We start from the raw sequence: 18,357 nt of genomic DNA on the forward strand, positions 1-18,357 counted from the left end.
GTGTGAGCAGCTCAACCCAACCTAAATCTAAAGATTGTTGTTAGGTTTTGTCATACCTCTTAATCCGTATATCCGTGGCATAATCGGTGTGAGCAGCTCAACCCAACCTAAATCTAAAGATTGTTGTTAGGTTTTGTCATACCTCTTAATCCGTATACCCGTGGCATAATCCGTGTGAGCAGCTCAACCCAACCTACATCTAAAGATTGTTAGATTGTTGTTAGGTTTTGTCATACCTCTTAATCCGTATATCCGTGGCATAATCCGTGTGAGCAGCTCAACGCCTCCCACACTCCCGATCCCCTCCCCACTTCCCACTAATTCATCCCGCACATAAGCAACGCCGTTTTTATTATTGGAGATATTTATTTAATAGATATAGAATGTCTTTCCCACCTCTTAAAATTGTAGTTATAGGCGGCGGAGCAGCCGGTTTTTTTGGAGCTTTGGCAGCAAGCGACTCCTGTAGCAACCCCAACACTAATGTTACCATTTTAGAAGCAGGGCGACAACCTCTGACAAAAGTGCGCATATCTGGAGGCGGACGTTGTAATGTCACCCACGCTTGTTTTGATCCAGCAATATTTATCCAAAACTACCCCAGAGGTAGCAAAGCACTTCGGGGTGCATTCACTAGATTTCAAGCTCGCGATACTGTGGAATGGTTCGCTGCTAGAGGTGTACGGTTAAAAACTGAAGCTGATGGACGGATGTTTCCTACTACTGATGATTCTGCCACAATAATTGAATGTTTAACTAAGACTGCTTTGTCTAAAGGTGTAAATATTCGTACAGGTGCAGCAGTGGTTTCAGTCAAATGCAATACAACAGAAGCAGGGCGAAATTTATTTCTAGTCGAGTTAAGATCGGGGGAATTTCTGGAGTGCGATCGCTTACTCCTAGCAACTGGCAGTAGTTCTATTGGCCATCGTTTGGCAAAAGAATTAGGCCATAAAGTTGTGCCTCCTGTTCCTTCTCTATTTACTTTCAATATTTCTGATTCCCGTCTCCAAGATTTGGCAGGTATTTCGGTGGAGAATGTCTGTTTGCAACTTCCGAAGGCTAAGTTAAAACAAACTGGCCCTGTGTTGGTGACTCATTGGGGTTTAAGTGGGCCAGCAAGTTTAAAGTTATCTGCCTGGGGTGCTAGATTTCTCTATGAAAATAATTATCAATCGGATTTATTAATTAATTGGTTATCGGATATTAATCCAGAGGATATAAGAACTAAGTTATTAGAATTTAAAAGTTTGGAAAAGAAGGCGATCGTTAATAGTTGTCCGTTTTCTCTACCGCGTCGTTTATGGGAACATTTAGTTATTGCTGCGGATATTGACTCTCAAAAACGTTGGGCGGAGTTATCAAATAAGGCTATTAATAAGTTAATTTTGGAATTGACTCAAGGTACATATAAAATTCGAGGAAAAGGAGTTTTTAAGGAAGAGTTTGTAACTTGTGGTGGGGTAAATTTGAAAGAAGTTAATTTTAAAACTATGGAAAGTCGATGTTGCCCAGGGTTGTATTTTGCAGGAGAAATTTTAGATATTGATGGAGTTACAGGGGGGTTTAATTTTCAAAGCGCATGGACAACTGGATGGTTAGCTGGTGAAGGGATGAAAGTAGGAGAGTAGGGGAGTGGGGGAGTGGGGGAGTGGGGGAGTAGGGGAGTGGGGGAGTGGGGGAGTATGGAGAGTTTAAAGAGTACAGGGTTTGGAAGATAGGCAAGTTGCATTAATAAAAACGGACTTTCTTCCCACACTTCAGTTATAATACAAAAACAAGAAAACCGTGTATTTACTCAACAAGAAAACTATTTAATGATTTCCAAAAAACTATTATCAAAAACTGTTACTGGGGCAATAATTATTACCTCCCTAACAGCAATGTCAGCCTTAAACGCTAAAGCTTTATCCCTTCGGAAAGTTACCGATTTACAGTCTATCACCTTTTTTGAAAGGACAGGCGGTACATTTCCTGGCGCCTACACCTTCAGTATAGATAGCTCTCAGCTTTTAAATCAACTTTCCACACTTAATTCCAGTTCTTATGACTTCTCAGGAGCAAGCACAGAATTCTACGATGTATTCTACAGCGATCGCTCTGGCAATTTGGATATTAACGGAGAATACGTCACAATTGAGGGTGTATACGGTCGCGGGGCACCTGCTGGAGGTGGCTTAAACCTGAGCGAGATGAGATTGAATTTTGCCGACGGTTCGACCGAGTTTGCGAACCAAGTTGTTGACTTCACGGTTCTCGGAGATAACGGAAATCTAAACACAGTAGAGAATGCAATAGACGGCAACTTGTTAACTCATACCACAATGGGCAACACTGTTGGTCAAAGTGATCGGCTTTCAGTCACCCTAGGTTTTGCATCATCATTCGTCCCGGAAGACAGTTCCACGTCATCCGTCCCCGAACCTAGTTCCATCTTAGGTCTCTTTGCCTTGGGCGGGTTGGGCATTCTTTCCCTATTAAAACGCAAGTCCCAATAGTTGGGATAGTTCAGTCCCAAATTTCAGGAATATATCTAGTTTGTCCAGATTTTGCTTAATCCTTGTAAGTCCTGATACAGCATTTTTCAGATTGCTCACCTCACGTCACAACCAAAACTTTGTAGGGACGTTCCATGGAACGTCCCTATTTTGGTATGGCTATAAAAAAACTGCTTAAAGCTGTAATATTCAGCAAAAGTAATATAAAAAATAGTCCAATGTCATCTTTTCTTGTATTATCTATGATATGTAGTAATCCTAAATTGGTTGTAACAATTTTTCTAATAGTTAATTTGAGCTGAAAACTCTTAAAATTCTGACTCCTGACTCCTGACTCCTGACTCCTGAATGCCAGGAAAATATTACAACTTAAAATAGGATTGCTATAGTTCTCAAAATGCTTTATCCAAGCCAACATAATTAGGCAATAGGCTATGTCAGATAATTCTGGTTTGCTAGTAACTAATAATTCCAATACTATTAACACTATCAGCCACTATATTTACCAAACTATTGTTTCCATTCAACAGCAACATCCAGAATGGATAACTCCAAAGTACAGAAGCATTCCTTGGCATTATCCCAAGTATCAATCTACTTTGACTAACAAGTTGACAAAAGGGCTTCATAATGTTAATAACCCAGATGTTTTAAAACAGAAAGTCAAAAATTATCTCCAAATTCTTCTAACTTCAGAGTTTGTTAATTCTGCTGAATATAATGTTTTAATTGCTGAGATAGATAAGCATATTTATCCAGAAATAACTCTAGTTTCATCAGATAAAATTACTAACGGTCTGGCTTCCGATTTATCCACAAATGGAACTAAATCAGATAAAATTACTAATGGTCTGGTTTCCGATTTATCCACAAATGGAACGAAATTAGCAGAGTCAGGAATTGCGATTTTACTCTTAGATGTAGAAAATTTACCACTCGATCCTGAAACTGAAAAAATTCTTGTAGATATCTGCAATTATCCGATTCAAATTAAGGTGGCTTTTGCTAACTGGCGGAGTATGGGGAAAAAAGATGAAGAATTTCATCAACGTGGTTATCAATTAATTCATGTTCCTCCTGGAAAAGATAGTGCTGACTTAAAAATGGCAACTGTAGGTTCTTCTATTTTTCTCAATTATCCCAAGGCTAAGGAAGTTTTAGTTTGTTCTTCTGACCGAGGATTAACTCATCTTGGTACTACTCTACAATCTCATGGGTTAACTGTCTATCAGGTGCGGAAATATAAGAATCAAATTACTGTTTTAAATAGTCAAACTGGGGAATCAAAAATATATGCTTTGTCGCTTCCAGATATTCCTACTATTCATAAGTTTATTATTCAGTTACAAGAATTAATTCGAGGAGAAACAGCAAAAATTAGACAACCATGGATTAAGTTTTCGAGAATTTCTGCTTTGTATAAAGAAACTTATAAGTTGAATCTTAAAGATGTAGTTGCCAACCACTTTCCTAGTCAAAAGTCAAATCATATATTCATCAATTATCCAGCTTATTTTGCACTTCATAAACCATCGGAAAAATCTCAAACTTATGTGAGTATTTTTCATCTTTTTACACCAGAAAAAAAAAATTGAATTCTCCCCCAAATCAGGTTGAAAAAGATATTGAGATTACAGATGCTTCTGAGATTATTTCCCAGGAAGCTATGGAAAAAGTATTAGTCAAAATTGTGAGCAATTTAACTGCTGAATCTTCGGAAAGTTATGTTTCTCTTTCTAATCTTGGCAGTGAGTTTCATCGGTTATATGGTCAACCAATTACAAAAGCTATTAAGCAGTTTCAATCAAGTAAAAATTTTCCTAAGTTTTTGGAGTTATGTAGTTCGCTGAAGTTGTATCAATCTCAAGAAGGTCGTTGGTTTGTGAGCTTGAATTTTAGTTAGGAATTAAGAGCCTGAAAGAGTGTTTATTAAGGAGATATTAAGACAGCTATAGTGTAAAATCTGTGTGAGTTAAGAAAACAGAATTTAAGCTCCTTTCACTCTTCCGAAAACTTGACACACTTTACCGAAAAATTTTGGTTTATAGCAACAGTCAGGGCGATTAGGACATAGAATAGAGGAAGTTTTCTCTTATGATTAAATCAGTTCTGGAAACAGTGTCCTAACCTCCTTGGCGATTGCTATAAAGCCTTCCCTTTTAAGGGGACAATAAATAAAAATTTTCATGATTAGTCAATCCTCTTCTTTTCAAGGAGAGTTCAATAATGGATAATGGATAATGGATAATGGATAATTACCTCTCCCTTTTAGGGAGAGGATTGACTAAAAGGAAAAAGTTTATTTTTTTCCCCTTGAAAGGGGAGGCTTTAAACCTGAATTGTTTAATTGTTTAATTGTTTCGGTAATTATTAATTATTCATTATTCATTATTAATTGTTGAAGGGATAGCTGCTATATTACCACTATCTAGTTTATAGGAATAAATTAAAGAATGTCTAAATCTGTATCTGTTAAGAAAGCTTTTGATTCAGTCGCGATGCAGTATGACAAATTAATTCGTCTATGGGTTCCTTGGTACGATGAATTAACTCAAATCACTATAAACAATTTAGCCTGCAAAACCAATTCTCCTTGTATTTTAGATTTGGGTTGTGGAACCGGAAATCTTTCTTCAGCTATTTTAGATCGTTATCCCAAGGCAAAAATTCATGTTGTTGATGTTTAAAGTGAAATGATCGATTTATCCAAGTCTAAACTGACAAGAAAAAGCAATCAGATTCATTATCATCTGAAAGATTTTTCTAATCTAAATTTTAACGAATAAACATTTGACTTTGTTATGTCACAAATAACTATTCATCACTTAGATAGTTTAAGCAAAAAAAATTATTTTTAAACATTCATAAGTGGTTAAAATCTGATGGATTATTTTCTTATTCTGATATTTTTTGTGGTTCAAATTCAGATATAAATGAAAAGCTTGTCTCGAAGTGGAAGGATACCTCTTTCAAGTTAGGAGCTAATATAGAGCAATGGAATTTTTTTATGGATCATGATAAACAATACGACAAACCAATATCTTTGATGACAGCTTTCAATTGGTTATTGGAAGTTGGATTTGAATCTGTTGATGTAACTTGGCGTCAGTCTTTATGGTCTAATATTGTTGCAGTTAAAGCTAGGAATACTGCAATTTAAAGTTAGCAATTTAATTATCAGAATAAGGTGCTGAAAATAGTCTGGGAAAGAAAAAGCTTTTGAGGCATTTTACTTTTCGCCTGTTTACTTTTGTTTCCTCCACTTACTTTTTTATTTACTTCAGAAATTGGACGATTTATTTTTCCCTACTCCCTAATTGATGTAACCTACATTTTGTATTGCAAAATGTAGCATCAAAGTAGGAGACAGGAGACTCGATACTGGAGACAGGAGACAATTATAGTGGTCAATAGAAGTAAATAATTGAGTATTTATATTTCATTTCCTGATCATCTGACTCCTGAGAAAAGTCAATGAATAGGAGCTATATAGTATAAATACTTACCAAGCTACCGTTTTATGCTACTTTTAATATTACAACTTGAAGTGCGGAATCTGGGATGTAATATAAAAATAAATGTAAAGAAAAGTAAAGAAAAAGTAAATGAAGGACAAAGTTGTAGTAATAGTTGGTGCCACTGGAGGTATAGGTTCAGTAGTAGCACAGAAATTGGCAAACTCCGGCGCAAGTATAGTATTAGCTTCCAGAGATAATAATAGATTAGATGCTTTAGCAACCCAACTATCTACTACCGAAATTATTACTGTACCGACAGACATCACTAACCCACAGGAAGTAGAAATCCTGATGGAAAAAGCTACCAACCATTTTGACAAAATAGATGTTTTGGTAAATGCAGCAGGAGCAGGTATTCTCAAGCAATGGAACAAAATTGAACCTGCTGACCTAGATATTATGCTTGACCTGAATTTGAAAGGCAGTTTCTACACTTGTCAAGCTGCTGCCAACATAATGAAAGGACAAAAATCAGGCCATATTTGTAACGTTATTGGAATTCTTGGCAAACATTCAATGGCCATGGGAAGTGTTTATTGTGCTTCTAAGTTTGGTTTGGTGGGGTTGAGCAAATGTATGGCAGATGAATTACGGCGTTATGGGATTAAAGTAACTCTTTTCTATTTCGGAGGAGTAAATACGCCTTTTTGGGATAATGTTAGTCTGAAAGTCGATCGCTCAAAAATGCTCAGTTCGGAAACTGCTGCTGATGCAATTATGTTTGCTCTCAATGCAGAACCTCAAGCAGTACCGATGGAAATTAATATTCAACCAGATAGTCATTTATTTTTCTAAGGGAGTGTGGGAAGTGTGGGAGGTGTGGGGAGTGTGGGAAAATTTGTTTACAGCATTCCGGACGAAAAAATATTCTGTTGAAACAGAAGAACATTATTAGATATCTCCAATAATAAAAAATCAAATTAATTATCCAAAAAAAATCAGGACTTACGCAAATTCTTAGACAACACGCTATCCCTAGGGGACGAATGCCATTCGCCCCTACTACATAAGGCGGTTCTGTGTAAGTCCTAGAAATAATATATTCTTTTCCCCTACTCCTTATTTTTTCCAAATAATATTTTGATTAAAATAATAAAAAGTTGATTATGGAGTTCGATCTGATTCATTTCTACGTTGAAAATGCTATTGAGTCGCGAAACTGGTTTATAGAAAAATTAGGTTTTCAAGCGATCGCTTCTCAAACCAGTCAACACACCCAGAAGGAAATTATCAATAGAGGTCAAGTATATTTTGCCTTATCTTCTGCTATTACACCAGAAAGTCCTGTTGCTAATTTTCTCAATTTACATCCTCCTGGAGTAGCTGATGTAGCTTTTCGGGTCCGAGACCTTAAGTCAGTTGTGGCGAAAGCAGCAGTTAACGGAGCAGAAATTTTGCAACCCATTCAGCAAAATTTACAGGGTTTGAAGTGGGCAAAAATTTCTGGATGGGGAAACTTGACTCATACTTTAGTTGAAAAAATTGATGATGCACAAATTTTGAACTCTACTTCTCAACTTTCTAAGGATCTTGTGGGAATAGATCATGTAGTTTTAAATGTAGCTGAGGATAATTTAACATCTGCTTTTAATTGGTATCATCAAATCTTAGATTTTCAACCTCATCAAAATTTTGATATTCAGACAAAAAAATCTGGTTTGCGCAGTCTGGTGATGACACATCCAGAAGGAGAAGTAAAATTTCCTGTTAATGAACCCACATCTGCTAATTCTCAAGTACAAGAATTTTTGGATGCTAACCGTGGTGAGGGGATACAACATATTGCTTTACGCACAGAGAATATTTTGGGAGTTGTGGGAGAGTTGCGATCGCTTGGTTTACCTTTTCTGCAAGTTCCAGCAACATATTACTCTAATCTGCAAACAAAAGCATTAAGTTATCTATCGGAAACCGAATGGCAGAAAGTTCAAGATTATCAAATTTTGGTAGACTGGCAAGAAAAGTTACCAGGGGCAATGTTACTACAAATTTTTACCCAACCAATATTTAACCAACCAACAGTATTTTTTGAGTTCATTGAACGTAAAGTTGTTTGGGTAAATGGTAAACAAATGTCAACTCCTGGTTTTGGGCAAGGTAATTTTCAAGCTTTATTTGAAGCTATTGAAAGAGAACAAATGAAGCGAGGGAATTTGGGGAAAATTAATATGAAATAAATTAATATTGGGTACTAAACTGTCATTTAAGTAGTGGAATGTTTCAGCTAAAACTGTGCATGATTATTTTAGGTTGTGGGAAGACAAGGAAGACAAGGAGGACAAGGTGGTAAGGGAGAAAAAAGCCTATTGCACCATTTAAGATGAAACAGTCCACTACTGAACTACTGAACTTTTTCAATTTGAAGATGGTTAATTATCCTCATCTGGAAAACGAATAATATCATCTTCCCCAAGATATTCCCCATTTTGAATTTCAATCATTACTAAAGGAATCGTACCAGGATTTTCTAGACGATGAGCTGTATTTGGAGGAACATAAGTTGATTGTTTTTGCAAGAGTAATTTTTCCTCACCATCAAACACAACTTTAGCAGTACCAGAAACCACTATCCAATGTTCACTACGATGATAGTGCATCTGGGTACTAATATGATTTTTGGGTTTTACTTCTATACGATTAATTTTGTAACGGGGGCCTTGTTCCAGAATTGTTACCTTACCCCAAGGAGGTGTTCTTGTAAGATTTCCCTTTTCCTTATTAGCTTCTGAATCTAAGACAGGGGTTGAAGACTCTTGATTATTTTCTGCTTCACTCATAATATTTTCTGGATGAAATTTAAGAATAATCTACTTTTACATTCTACCAAAGCCAATGTCAAATTTATCCTTCTTATTATATCATTTCCGGTAGCATCGGAGAGTGTATAGAACCTAAGTAGTAATTGGAAGAAATCCTTCTGCCTCAAGCATAAGTGCCTTCTGCCTTCCTTCCACCAAAGTATAAGTATTCAAGCGGACATAATATTAGTTATAATTTTAGGGAGCATTTATTAACAACAATGTTAGACAAAGGAGCTTTTATATGGGTGACACACAAGGAAAAATAATGGATTTGATTTTTGGCAGATGGCGTAGTCAGACTCTCTACGCTGGTGTAAAATTAGGTATCTTCGATTCCCTGCAAAACAACTCCAAAAAGGCAACGGTAATCGCTGAGGATCTCGGACTTGATCCCAAACTCACATATCGACTTCTAAGAGCTCTTGGGTCTCTCGAACTACTAGATGAGAGCACAGATCAGACATTCTCACTAACAGAGGCTGGGCAATTCCTAAGAACAGACCATCCTGAAAGTTTACGAGGGATTACGTTGCTTGAAGAGGGTCCCCATCACTATGCCTTGTGGAAACACTTGCCCGCCATGGTTCAAGACGGAAAACAAAATGCCTTTGTGCGAGAGTTTGGATGTAGTGCCTTTGAGTATGCTGCTCAGGATACTACTTATGCTGAAGTGTTTGATGGAGCGATGAGCAGTTTTTCGATGATTCAGTCAGCATGGGTGCTTGATGCTCTTCAAGCATACGATTTTTCCCAGATCGCTCATATTTGCGACGTTGGTGGTGGTCATGGACATCTGTTATGCAGCTTTTTAGCCAAATATCCTCATCTCAGGGGAACGGTTCTGGAACGAGAAAGTGCTATCGCAGATTATACAAAGTTGTGGGCTACAAAACTTGGAGTGGGAGAAAGGTGTCAGTATTTAGCTGGAGATATGTTCAAGGCCGTTCCCAGTGCAGATGCTTACATTATGAAGATGATCCTGCATGATTGGAATAATGAGGAATGTGTTCAAATCCTGGATTACCAAAGAAAGGCAGCGACATCGGGCTCCCGGGTCTTCATCGCCGAACACATCATACCAGGCCCAAATACACCACACTTTGCTAAATTGTTTGACATCCATATGATGTGTTGGGGAACAGGACAAGAACGAACTCAGGAGGAGTATAAAGATTTGCTGGAAAGGGCAGGCTGGAAATACATGAAGACATGGTTTCCATCTTCAGGTCTAATAGCCGTTGTTGAGGGTTTGAAAGTATAACATAACACTATAATTTGCTCAGGACTTACGCAGTACCCCTATATATGGTATCTTTTTGGTGATTATTTCAGATATTAATACTACGATTACTGCCTTTGCGTAAGTCCTGTGATAATTTGGATAGTGTAATGTATCGTAGCAGATAATCAGGTAATTTTCAATATTTCTTAATATTTGTCCAGTCCGTGTCTAATTTATTCGGTTTCAGTAGTTATCCCCTTTATTTCCTACTTCTTACTTTCTACTCCCTATTCCCTATTTCAGATAAATACCAAAATAGTCATTAGCAGCAAAACTTTTAGCATAGTCGGCCAATAAATCGCTTTAAAAATAAAGTTATCTTTATACTTAAAAAGAGAAAGATTTGGATTTAAACTCCATAGAATAAAGTTAACAGATACCAAGAAAATATATAAATAAACAACAAAATAAAAATACTCTAAGTAAACAATTCCTTTAGTAATTATTTGCTCTCTAACTGTCACCTGATCCAGGATAACAATAAATACAAAACCTGCACAAGCTCCCAAAACTTCCATAGTTTGTTCTGGATTGGAAACTAAAAGTACAGCAAATAACAAAGTCAAAACTACAATCATTGGTCCGAGTTTAGCAATAAACAAACCTAAGAAAGACCTTTGCAGAATAACAGTAAATTGTAGTTCAGGAAAGTCAGTTTTTGGTGCAGCATTAATTACTCCAAAATTAGTATTGTATGTCTTAAATACGTACTCAAAAAAACTATCTCTCAGATACCATTCTCCAAGTACAATTTCTTTATCTACCCCTGGAGCAGTTCGTGGATTAATTACAGTATAACTCTGAAAGTCAGGGGTAAGAATTACCCGACGATTTAATTCTCCATTATTAAAATCTTGATGCAAAATCCGAATTTTCAAATCTTTGTCATCAAAGGGATAATAGCTAAAATTAAAATCCATACGGAGGGTATAAGCAAAATACCAACCGATAACTTCTAGACCATCTTTTTTATATCTATAATCTTCTCTTAGTTCATAATCACTATCTTCAATCGCATCAGCAAGTATAATGCCACGAGATAAATCATCATGTACCCCATCTTCATAAGTTTGCCATATATAACCGGTCACAAAAGCATCTTTCGGACTTGTCAAATCAAATGATTGAATGAAAACTCCTGTAGGAACAACTAAAGGGGGTTCTTGATTTAATTCTTTACTTAACTCTATTTGAGGAGCTAATAATTGTCTGACACCAGTATCACTAAGTAAAAGATTTCGAGTTGCTGTATAAGTTCTTGCTTTTAAGACTAAGTTCCAAACAAATCCAAGATTTATTACAAATAATATACTAATAATAAATGATAGGAATGAAATTCGTTTTACACCTCCGAGATAAGCTTTAAATAATAGAACTGATAGAAAAACAGCAGACCAAAGATAGGCGAGACTAAGAGCGATTAATTTCTGTCTTGTTACTGCTGAGTCTGGGATAATTTCATCTTGAATAAATACTATTCCTACCACCCATCCATTCAGATTAGTTTGTCGCAGAAATAACCAAGAATTTTGACCTGTTACTTTGTCAGTTAAATTTGCTTCTACTGGTGTACCTTTCAGTGCTTTAACAATTAATTCTCTCAGTTTTTCATCCTGCTGTTGATAGGTAATGTCAAAGACATTTACTTGAGCTTTAAAATACTCTTCATTGGGATGATATAAATAAGTTCCTGTTTCAGAAATAATAAATCCGTAGCCAGTTCTACCTAGGTTTAGAGACTGAACTATCTCTAGAATTTTAGTTAATGAATATTCGCTATATACGATACCTCGTGTAGATTTATCTTCAGTATTTGGGTTATAAAAAGGAGTAAAAAATCCGACGACTGGATCGCTGCTTAGATTAGTGTCACTCCAAAAATAAGGTTCACCCCAATTTGGTCCTTTGTTTAGGGTATTACTATACCAAGCATATTTAGGTTTCGTATAGTTAAATTGAGTTTCATTTAGCTCTATTTTGTTATCTATTCTTGCATAATATGGTGCATAAAATCTGACATCCGACCTATAAGCAAAGGGTTTATAAGCAACACCAATATCTAAAAAATCAATATTTTCTTCGAGTTCTAATTTAAGTCGTTCTAATAATTCCCCATCGCTTAATTTGCCAGAACTCAAGTTGTTTGCTACAGAAACAGCTGATTCTTGGGCAAAATATAGTCGCCGATCTATCTCAAGAGCAACTCTAGATGTTGCCCGTTGAGCTTGCTGTTTAGCATTATCAAATGTCTCTTTTTGTTCGAGTGTATATAATAATGACCCTAATATAGCAAATGTTAAACTAATTCCACCTAGTATTAATGATGTGTAAAATGCTGCTATTTGTGGTTTACTAGCATTATTAATAGTTAATTTTTTATATAAGAAAAGGTATATTTTAGTTATAATTTTTTGATATTTATTCTGTTCTTTCATGGGCTGCTCTTCGATTTGTTTGTTGATTTTCATAATAGTTTTTCTCTAGATAAATTAATGGAAAAAAAGTGGGCTACATATTAGGATTCGGGAGTAGTTATCAGGGCATCTACCGTTTCACTGAATTTAGAATTTAGAATTCACAATGGCAGATTTGAGCGGCTAAAAACTTTGACACTTCCCTACAGTTTCAGGCAATTATTTGACATTTAAAGTTTGAAACTATTTGTGACCGAAAAATTTGGGTCTTAAGCCTCCTCTTTTAAGGGGATAAAAAAAAGAATATTCCCTATTTCAAGCCTCCCTATTCCAGGAGGTACTGATAACTGATAACTGATAACTGAAATGACATCCTTAAAGTGAATTAGTATTAGTTACTTCCAACTTTTGCTACTCACCTATTATTTATCACATTATTTGCTCAAAATGGTAATTTTTTTTTTCCCAGACAATGTTCAGAAAATATTGACGATTTGTCGCTAGATTTATGAGTATTTATAAAAGTGCGATCGCGTAGATTCTTCTCTGGATAATTGTATCTTATTCATGTTTGATTTGAATAACTATTTTTCCTATCTAAATGTTATTGGGAATTTGAGATTTTACCAAAAAATATCATAGTTATAGCAGGAAGTTTATCCACATACACAAGAATATCTATCTATACAGGAAAAAACAGGAATATCTTTGTCCAGGATTACTCAAAAATGGAAAGCCTAATTTTTAGACCAAGAAATAAGGTCTCAAGTCTCCATCAAAAAGGAAATGTAGGATTTCAGCTAGAGGTTTCAGCAGTCCGTACTGATAACTAATAGAAATCTCCAAAAATAAAAAGTAAAACCAATTCTTATTCAGAAATTATCAATTATTCTTCCCTATTCCCAGTTAAGTGTTCCCTGTTCCCTCTTTTCTGGAGATGTCAAATAACTGATAACTGAAATGACCCTTAATTCCCCATTGACAACCTTGGTATAAATCTATTTGTCCTCATTAAGCAAGACCATTTCAGTTATTAATCTGAACTCTCTCCATTTCCAGGCAAATTTTAAAATCCAGGCCAAATAATACAAGTAATTATCAAGTCTAAATATTAGGTTATGGCAAGGATACTAAAATTATAGTCGGCGACTAGAAGTTGGAAATAATAAAAAATTATGTAATTTTATACAACCTGTATAGCTAACTATGGGAGAATTACAAAAGCTTATAATTTTACTTCAAAGTCTCATAATTTTAAGAAAAATTTAATTTTCTTAAGACTGTGTATCAAAAGATTATTGTTAAAGTATAAAAGCACAACATCAACTATATTTAGTCAAAAAGTATAACTTTTTGATCCTGAAAATTTGCTTATATTTGCATGACTATTATTCCTCAGTTGGCTAGAGTAGAAAGTATTTTCTCCTAATAAACAATCTCTAAATTGAAATTTGATTCAGGAAAAAAGAATGGAATTATTACAAACATTATCGGAACAGATTCAAGAAATTACTGTTGGTGGCTTTCCGGCATATAAACTATTAATGGCATTAGGCGTGCTGCTGTTAACATTAATACTTCAGGGAGTTATTGCTGGAGTAATTCTTAAACAGATTGAGCGTCTTGCTTCGGGTACTGAATCTGACTTAGACGATCAATTAATAGCTATTATCAAAAAACCCCTAACCTTGTTAATTTTCGTAGGTGGACTATGGATAATAGAGATAATTTTAGTACAATATTTAAGCCCTGAGTTAAAAACACTTATATCCGATATTCTTGGTTTAGTTGCCATTGCTGTCACTGCTTATGTGATTCATAGTGCAGCTCCCCTGTTAGGTAAGGCACTAGAGTCCCTAACTTTGCAGACTGACACAGATCTTGACGACTTGCTGGTTCCCTATTTACCGAAACTATTTCGGACTGCAGCAATTATTGTGGTAATTATTAAAGCATCAGAAGTATTTTTAGGAGCATCCGCAGGAGCTCTTGTTGGTTTGCTTGGTGGTGCAGGTGTTGCTCTAGGTTTGTTGTTGAAAGATATTATTTATGATTGGTTTTGTACTATAATTATCTATACTGATAGATTGTACAAACCAGGTGACTGGGTATTAATTTCAGGAGTACCTGGTTTTTTCCAGGTGGTGGAAGTAGGTTTAAGAACAACAAGATTGTATTCATGGGATTGGGCATCTATTATTAAAATGCCTAATTCTCGAATGGTTGCTAGTGTAGTGGATAACTGGTCTCAACACAGAGGTGATGTTGAAGAGTGGGGGATTACAGGAATTTTGAAAATTGATGGCATTACAGCAGATCAAGTAGAGAGAATAATGGCAGGTATTGATGAAATATTTAAAAGTATGGGTACTTTTTTAGAGCATTATGTATACCTCTTCCCTATAGAAGGTAATGCTCGTGTGATTAAATACGTTTCATATCATCCTCCTGCTGGTTACACCCCTGCTAATGATAAATTTCACTTGAGTTTAATGAGATTATTGGAAAAAGAGGGTATTGCTGCTAATAATGTTTATATTATTAGTGACCAAGATACTTATGCAAAAAACATGAAAATAGACATCTCCAAAAATTAAAAATCAAATCAATTCTTATCCATAAGTTATCTATTCTTTCTTCCTATTCCCAGTTAAGTGTTCCCTGTTCTCTCTTTTCTGAAGATGTCTAATGGCAAGTAAGAATAATAACTCAAAAGTAAGGTCTAAAGTGTCCCCTTTTAAGGGGATCAAAAAATATTTGGTTCATTATTTTAATCCCGATGGTTCAGTCAGAGTTACTGATAATTGATAACTGAAATGCTCCCATCATTTGTATCACATTAATCACCAAATCTACTATAAGTTAATATTTACTATTTTTTTCTACCTTTGATTTGATAGAAATTAATAGTAGATTTTTTTTCCCAGTTTTGCCATCTTCCTAGAAAAAAACATTCTATGGAGACAAAAATGAGATTTTTCTCTTTCAACTTGAGAGATACCTAAGCACTTTTCAAACATTTTTAGCAGCAACACAGGTCGTTAATTACCTGTGTTGCTTTTTACGGAATAATTAATAATTATTAATTAAATAATTCACTTTTAAAGCTTCCCCTTACCAATGGATAGTGGATAATTGACAATTGATAATTAGAGATAAGTGTTATTAATCAAGAATTGATATTTTTGTGAGAGTTTTCATTATCCATTCTCCATTAAAAAGATTTCCTTATATTCAATTGCCTCAAGGTTTTAACCAGACGTAATTATCCATTATCCATTATCCATTAATGAATGGTTCTTCAGTGTATAAATTTTGCTTAAAAATTCCCTATTCTCTTAAAAATACATATATAGCAATCCTAAATAGGTCGTAACAATTCAAAAACTAGAAATAAACTCCAAAACTCTTACCCATTGCCCATTGCCTATTCCCCCCATACCAAAAATCAAACAGGATTTTTGCCACGAATAAAATAGGATTGCTATAGCTAAGAAAGAATTGGTTAGGACATAGGACTGATGATGAATCTTAGACCAGGAAATGTTTTTTCAACTGTTCCCTCACAGGAGTGCGCATTCCCTCACAGGAGTGCGCATTCCCTTGCGACTTTCCTCTTGCAGAGGAGCTACGCTAACGTCGTCGCGGGGTCGCACCGTTATTCTCTATTCCCTACTATAGTATAATTATTAATGACAAATAAAGTTATAGTTATCTAACATAGTCAGATATATATAAACAGTTAGGTGTAAAGTTATATTAGCTTGAAGAAAAAAATCTATGTCTGCTCAAAGTAAGTTTTCTTGGCAAGAAAAGTTTCAGTATAAATTTGACAACTTCATGTCCAGGGGTGGTTTCTCGGTATTTCTGGCATTAGTATCAGCATTTTTTGGGGCATTTATCTTAATGACAGGTATACGTTACCTTTCTGAGTGGATTTTCCCAAATCAAGATTTAGAAAGCGATTTGCTTTGGGATGTATTTGTACAACTTATTGGTCTCAGAGACACGGGAGACGAGGCAAATTTTGCCACTAAAACTGTAGGGGTTTTAACTATTTTTGTAGGGTTGGTACTTTTCTCTAGTTTAGTTGCTTTTATTACTCAAGAATTTGAATCACGACTGACTTTGCTGAAAAAAGGTAAAAGCTTGGTTGTAGAAAAAAACCATACTTTAATTTTAGGTTTTAATGACAGAATTGTTGATATTATTACTGAGCTTGTAATAGCTAATGAATCGGAATCTGATGCGGTAATTGTCATTTTATCAGAGGAAGATAAAGAAGATATGGATGATTTTCTCCGGGATAAATTAGCAGATTTAAAAACTACTAGAGTTGTGACTCGTAATGGAATAGTAACAAATATAAATAATCTGAATAAAGTAGGGGTTAAAGTTGCTAGATCGGTAGTGATTTTAAATGATGCTAAAGGTTCGGATGCACAAGATGTAAAAAGGTTATCGGATGCGAGGGTTGTTAAAGCAATTTTAGCGACTGTTGCAGCTAATGAGGAAAAAACATCTTTGCCTCCAATAATAGCTGAAATTAACTCAGAACAATATCGTATTTTAGCTAAAAGCATTGCTCCTGAAGCTGTAACAACTTTAAATGAAGCTGATATTTTAGCCAGAATTTTAGTGCAAACTTCACGGTCTGTAGGGTTAGCAACTGTATACTTAAATTTAGTTGGTTTTGCCGGAAATGAAATTTATTTTTACTGTCCTGAAGTTGATTGGCAACACCTCAGCTTTTATGAGTTAAATTTTCATTTTTATAAAAGTATTCCTATAGGTGTGCTAGATAAAAATGGCGAGATAATTATTAAACCAGATAGCAATTATCGGTTAACAGATGCTGAATCAATAATTGTTTTAGCAGAAGATGACTCCGTAATTAAATTTTACCAAGAACCTTTAGTGAAACCTCAAGTTTTAGGTTATTTTGACTTCAGAAAAAGTTTTGAAAAAAATACAGAAAAACATTTGATTATTGGTTGGAACTCAAAAACTCCAATCTGTCTCCAAGAATATGCTAAATATGTAGTTGAAGGTTCAGAAGTTAATCTAGTTACTCATAAATTAACATCGGAAATTGAAAGTAAGTTTGACGAAATTCGTCAAGCTTATCCTCAAGTTTTGATGCAAATTTGGAAAGTTAATGTAGATGTTGTTGAAGAGCTAAGAACTCTCGAACTATATAAATATAATAGTATTTCAATTTTAGCTAGTAAAGGTAAAAATTCTGAAGAAATTGATGCTAAAACTCTGACAACATTGCTCGAAATTAGGCAAATATTCCAAGAATATCAGGAGGAAACTGGAAACCCAATTACAACAGAATTAGTGGTAGAACTTGCTGACTCGGAAGAAACTGATTTGGTAATTAAAGCAGGGGTTCAAGATTTCCTACTTTCTAATCAATTTGTGTCTAAAATTTTAGCTCAGGTATCTCAAGAACCAGGTGTAATGTTAGTTTACCGCGATTTATTTTCGGCAGAAGGTAGTGAAATGTATATTAAACCTATAGAACTTTTCTTTCCTCCTGAAAAGGTTGGTAAATTATCTTTTGCTGACTGTGTATTTGCTGCTCAATCTCGTGATGAAATTTGTCTTGGTGTGAAAATAGTTTCTCAAGCTAAAGATAGGGATAATAATTTTGGTATTTATCTAGCTCCTAGTTTGGATACTGAGTTTTCTTTGACTCTTGCAGATGAATTAATTACGATCGCTGAAGATGAAACATGATTTCAGTTATCAGTTATCAGTTATCAGTTATCAGCTATTAGTTTTGAGTTATCAGTTTTGAGTTATCAGCTATTAGTTTTCAGTCACATTAATAATTTT

Annotated in this window: 14 protein-coding genes; 11 read left to right on the top strand and 3 right to left on the bottom strand. The window is 35.1% G+C overall.

Going from position 1 to position 18,357, the window contains the following annotated elements; genetic code table 11:
- Positions 1–183: 183 nt before the first annotated feature.
- A complete protein-coding gene (locus tag F6K40_RS11825; protein WP_293135892.1) occupies positions 184–333 on the bottom strand; it encodes a hypothetical protein in 150 nt (49 codons plus the stop codon).
- 50 nt (positions 334–383) lie between these two features.
- On the opposite strand from F6K40_RS11825, the gene F6K40_RS11830 reads away from it, so the two are divergent.
- The 8 genes from F6K40_RS11830 (at position 384) to hppD (ending at position 8,193) form a co-directional block, all read left to right on the top strand.
- A complete protein-coding gene (locus tag F6K40_RS11830; protein ID WP_293135895.1) occupies positions 384–1,631 on the top strand; it encodes a BaiN/RdsA family NAD(P)/FAD-dependent oxidoreductase in 1,248 nt (415 codons plus the stop codon).
- Between the two features lie 186 nt (positions 1,632–1,817).
- The gene (locus F6K40_RS11835; protein WP_293135898.1) at positions 1,818–2,498 is read left to right on the top strand and encodes a PEP-CTERM sorting domain-containing protein; all 681 of its coding nucleotides are present in this window, start codon (positions 1,818–1,820) and stop codon (positions 2,496–2,498) included.
- A 434-nt stretch (positions 2,499–2,932) separates the two neighbouring features.
- Entirely contained in the window at positions 2,933–4,093 is a 1,161-nt protein-coding gene (locus F6K40_RS11840; protein WP_293135900.1) for a PIN domain-containing protein, read from the top strand.
- A complete protein-coding gene (locus F6K40_RS11845) occupies positions 4,090–4,401 on the top strand; it encodes a hypothetical protein (protein ID WP_293135903.1) in 312 nt (103 codons plus the stop codon). Before F6K40_RS11840 ends, F6K40_RS11845 begins: the two co-directional genes overlap by 4 nt.
- Positions 4,402–4,951: 550 nt before the next feature.
- A complete protein-coding gene (locus tag F6K40_RS11850; RefSeq protein WP_293135905.1) occupies positions 4,952–5,185 on the top strand; it encodes a class I SAM-dependent methyltransferase in 234 nt (77 codons plus the stop codon).
- Positions 5,186–5,505: 320 nt separating this feature from the next.
- A complete protein-coding gene (locus F6K40_RS11855) occupies positions 5,506–5,658 on the top strand; it encodes a hypothetical protein (protein WP_293135907.1) in 153 nt (50 codons plus the stop codon).
- 445 nt (positions 5,659–6,103) lie between these two features.
- Positions 6,104–6,811 carry an SDR family oxidoreductase gene (locus F6K40_RS11860; protein WP_293135909.1) on the top strand — a complete coding sequence of 236 codons (708 nt, stop codon included), beginning with the start codon at positions 6,104–6,106 and terminating at the stop codon, positions 6,809–6,811.
- A gap of 311 nt (positions 6,812–7,122) precedes the next feature.
- Positions 7,123–8,193, top strand: coding sequence for a 4-hydroxyphenylpyruvate dioxygenase (gene hppD / locus F6K40_RS11865; RefSeq protein WP_293135912.1), 1,071 nt, complete (start codon positions 7,123–7,125; stop codon positions 8,191–8,193).
- Positions 8,194–8,385: 192 nt separating this feature from the next.
- Here hppD and F6K40_RS11870 read toward each other — a convergent pair whose 3' ends face one another.
- On the bottom strand, positions 8,386–8,793 hold the full coding sequence (locus F6K40_RS11870; protein WP_293135914.1) for a phosphomannose isomerase type II C-terminal cupin domain: 408 nt from the start codon (positions 8,791–8,793) through the stop codon (positions 8,386–8,388).
- Between the two features lie 265 nt (positions 8,794–9,058).
- Between F6K40_RS11870 and F6K40_RS11875 the strand changes: the two genes are divergently transcribed.
- On the top strand, positions 9,059–10,078 hold the full coding sequence (locus tag F6K40_RS11875; protein ID WP_293135917.1) for a methyltransferase: 1,020 nt from the start codon (positions 9,059–9,061) through the stop codon (positions 10,076–10,078).
- A gap of 260 nt (positions 10,079–10,338) precedes the next feature.
- On the opposite strand, the gene F6K40_RS11880 is transcribed toward F6K40_RS11875, so the two are convergent.
- A complete protein-coding gene (locus F6K40_RS11880) occupies positions 10,339–12,567 on the bottom strand; it encodes a PDC sensor domain-containing protein (protein ID WP_293135919.1) in 2,229 nt (742 codons plus the stop codon).
- 1,415 nt (positions 12,568–13,982) lie between these two features.
- Here F6K40_RS11880 and F6K40_RS11885 point away from each other — a divergent pair.
- Together F6K40_RS11885 and F6K40_RS11890 are read left to right on the top strand one after the other, a co-directional pair.
- The gene (locus F6K40_RS11885) at positions 13,983–15,110 is read left to right on the top strand and encodes a mechanosensitive ion channel family protein (RefSeq protein ID WP_293135921.1); all 1,128 of its coding nucleotides are present in this window, start codon (positions 13,983–13,985) and stop codon (positions 15,108–15,110) included.
- A gap of 1,183 nt (positions 15,111–16,293) precedes the next feature.
- Positions 16,294–18,258, top strand: a complete 1,965-nt coding sequence (locus tag F6K40_RS11890; protein WP_293135923.1) for a CASTOR/POLLUX-related putative ion channel — start codon at positions 16,294–16,296, stop codon at positions 18,256–18,258.
- Positions 18,259–18,357: the final 99 nt, after the last annotated feature.

Origin of the sequence: Okeania sp. SIO3I5 (genome assembly GCF_010672085.1) — a bacterium.
Taxonomy (GTDB): domain Bacteria; phylum Cyanobacteriota; class Cyanobacteriia; order Cyanobacteriales; family Microcoleaceae; genus Trichodesmium.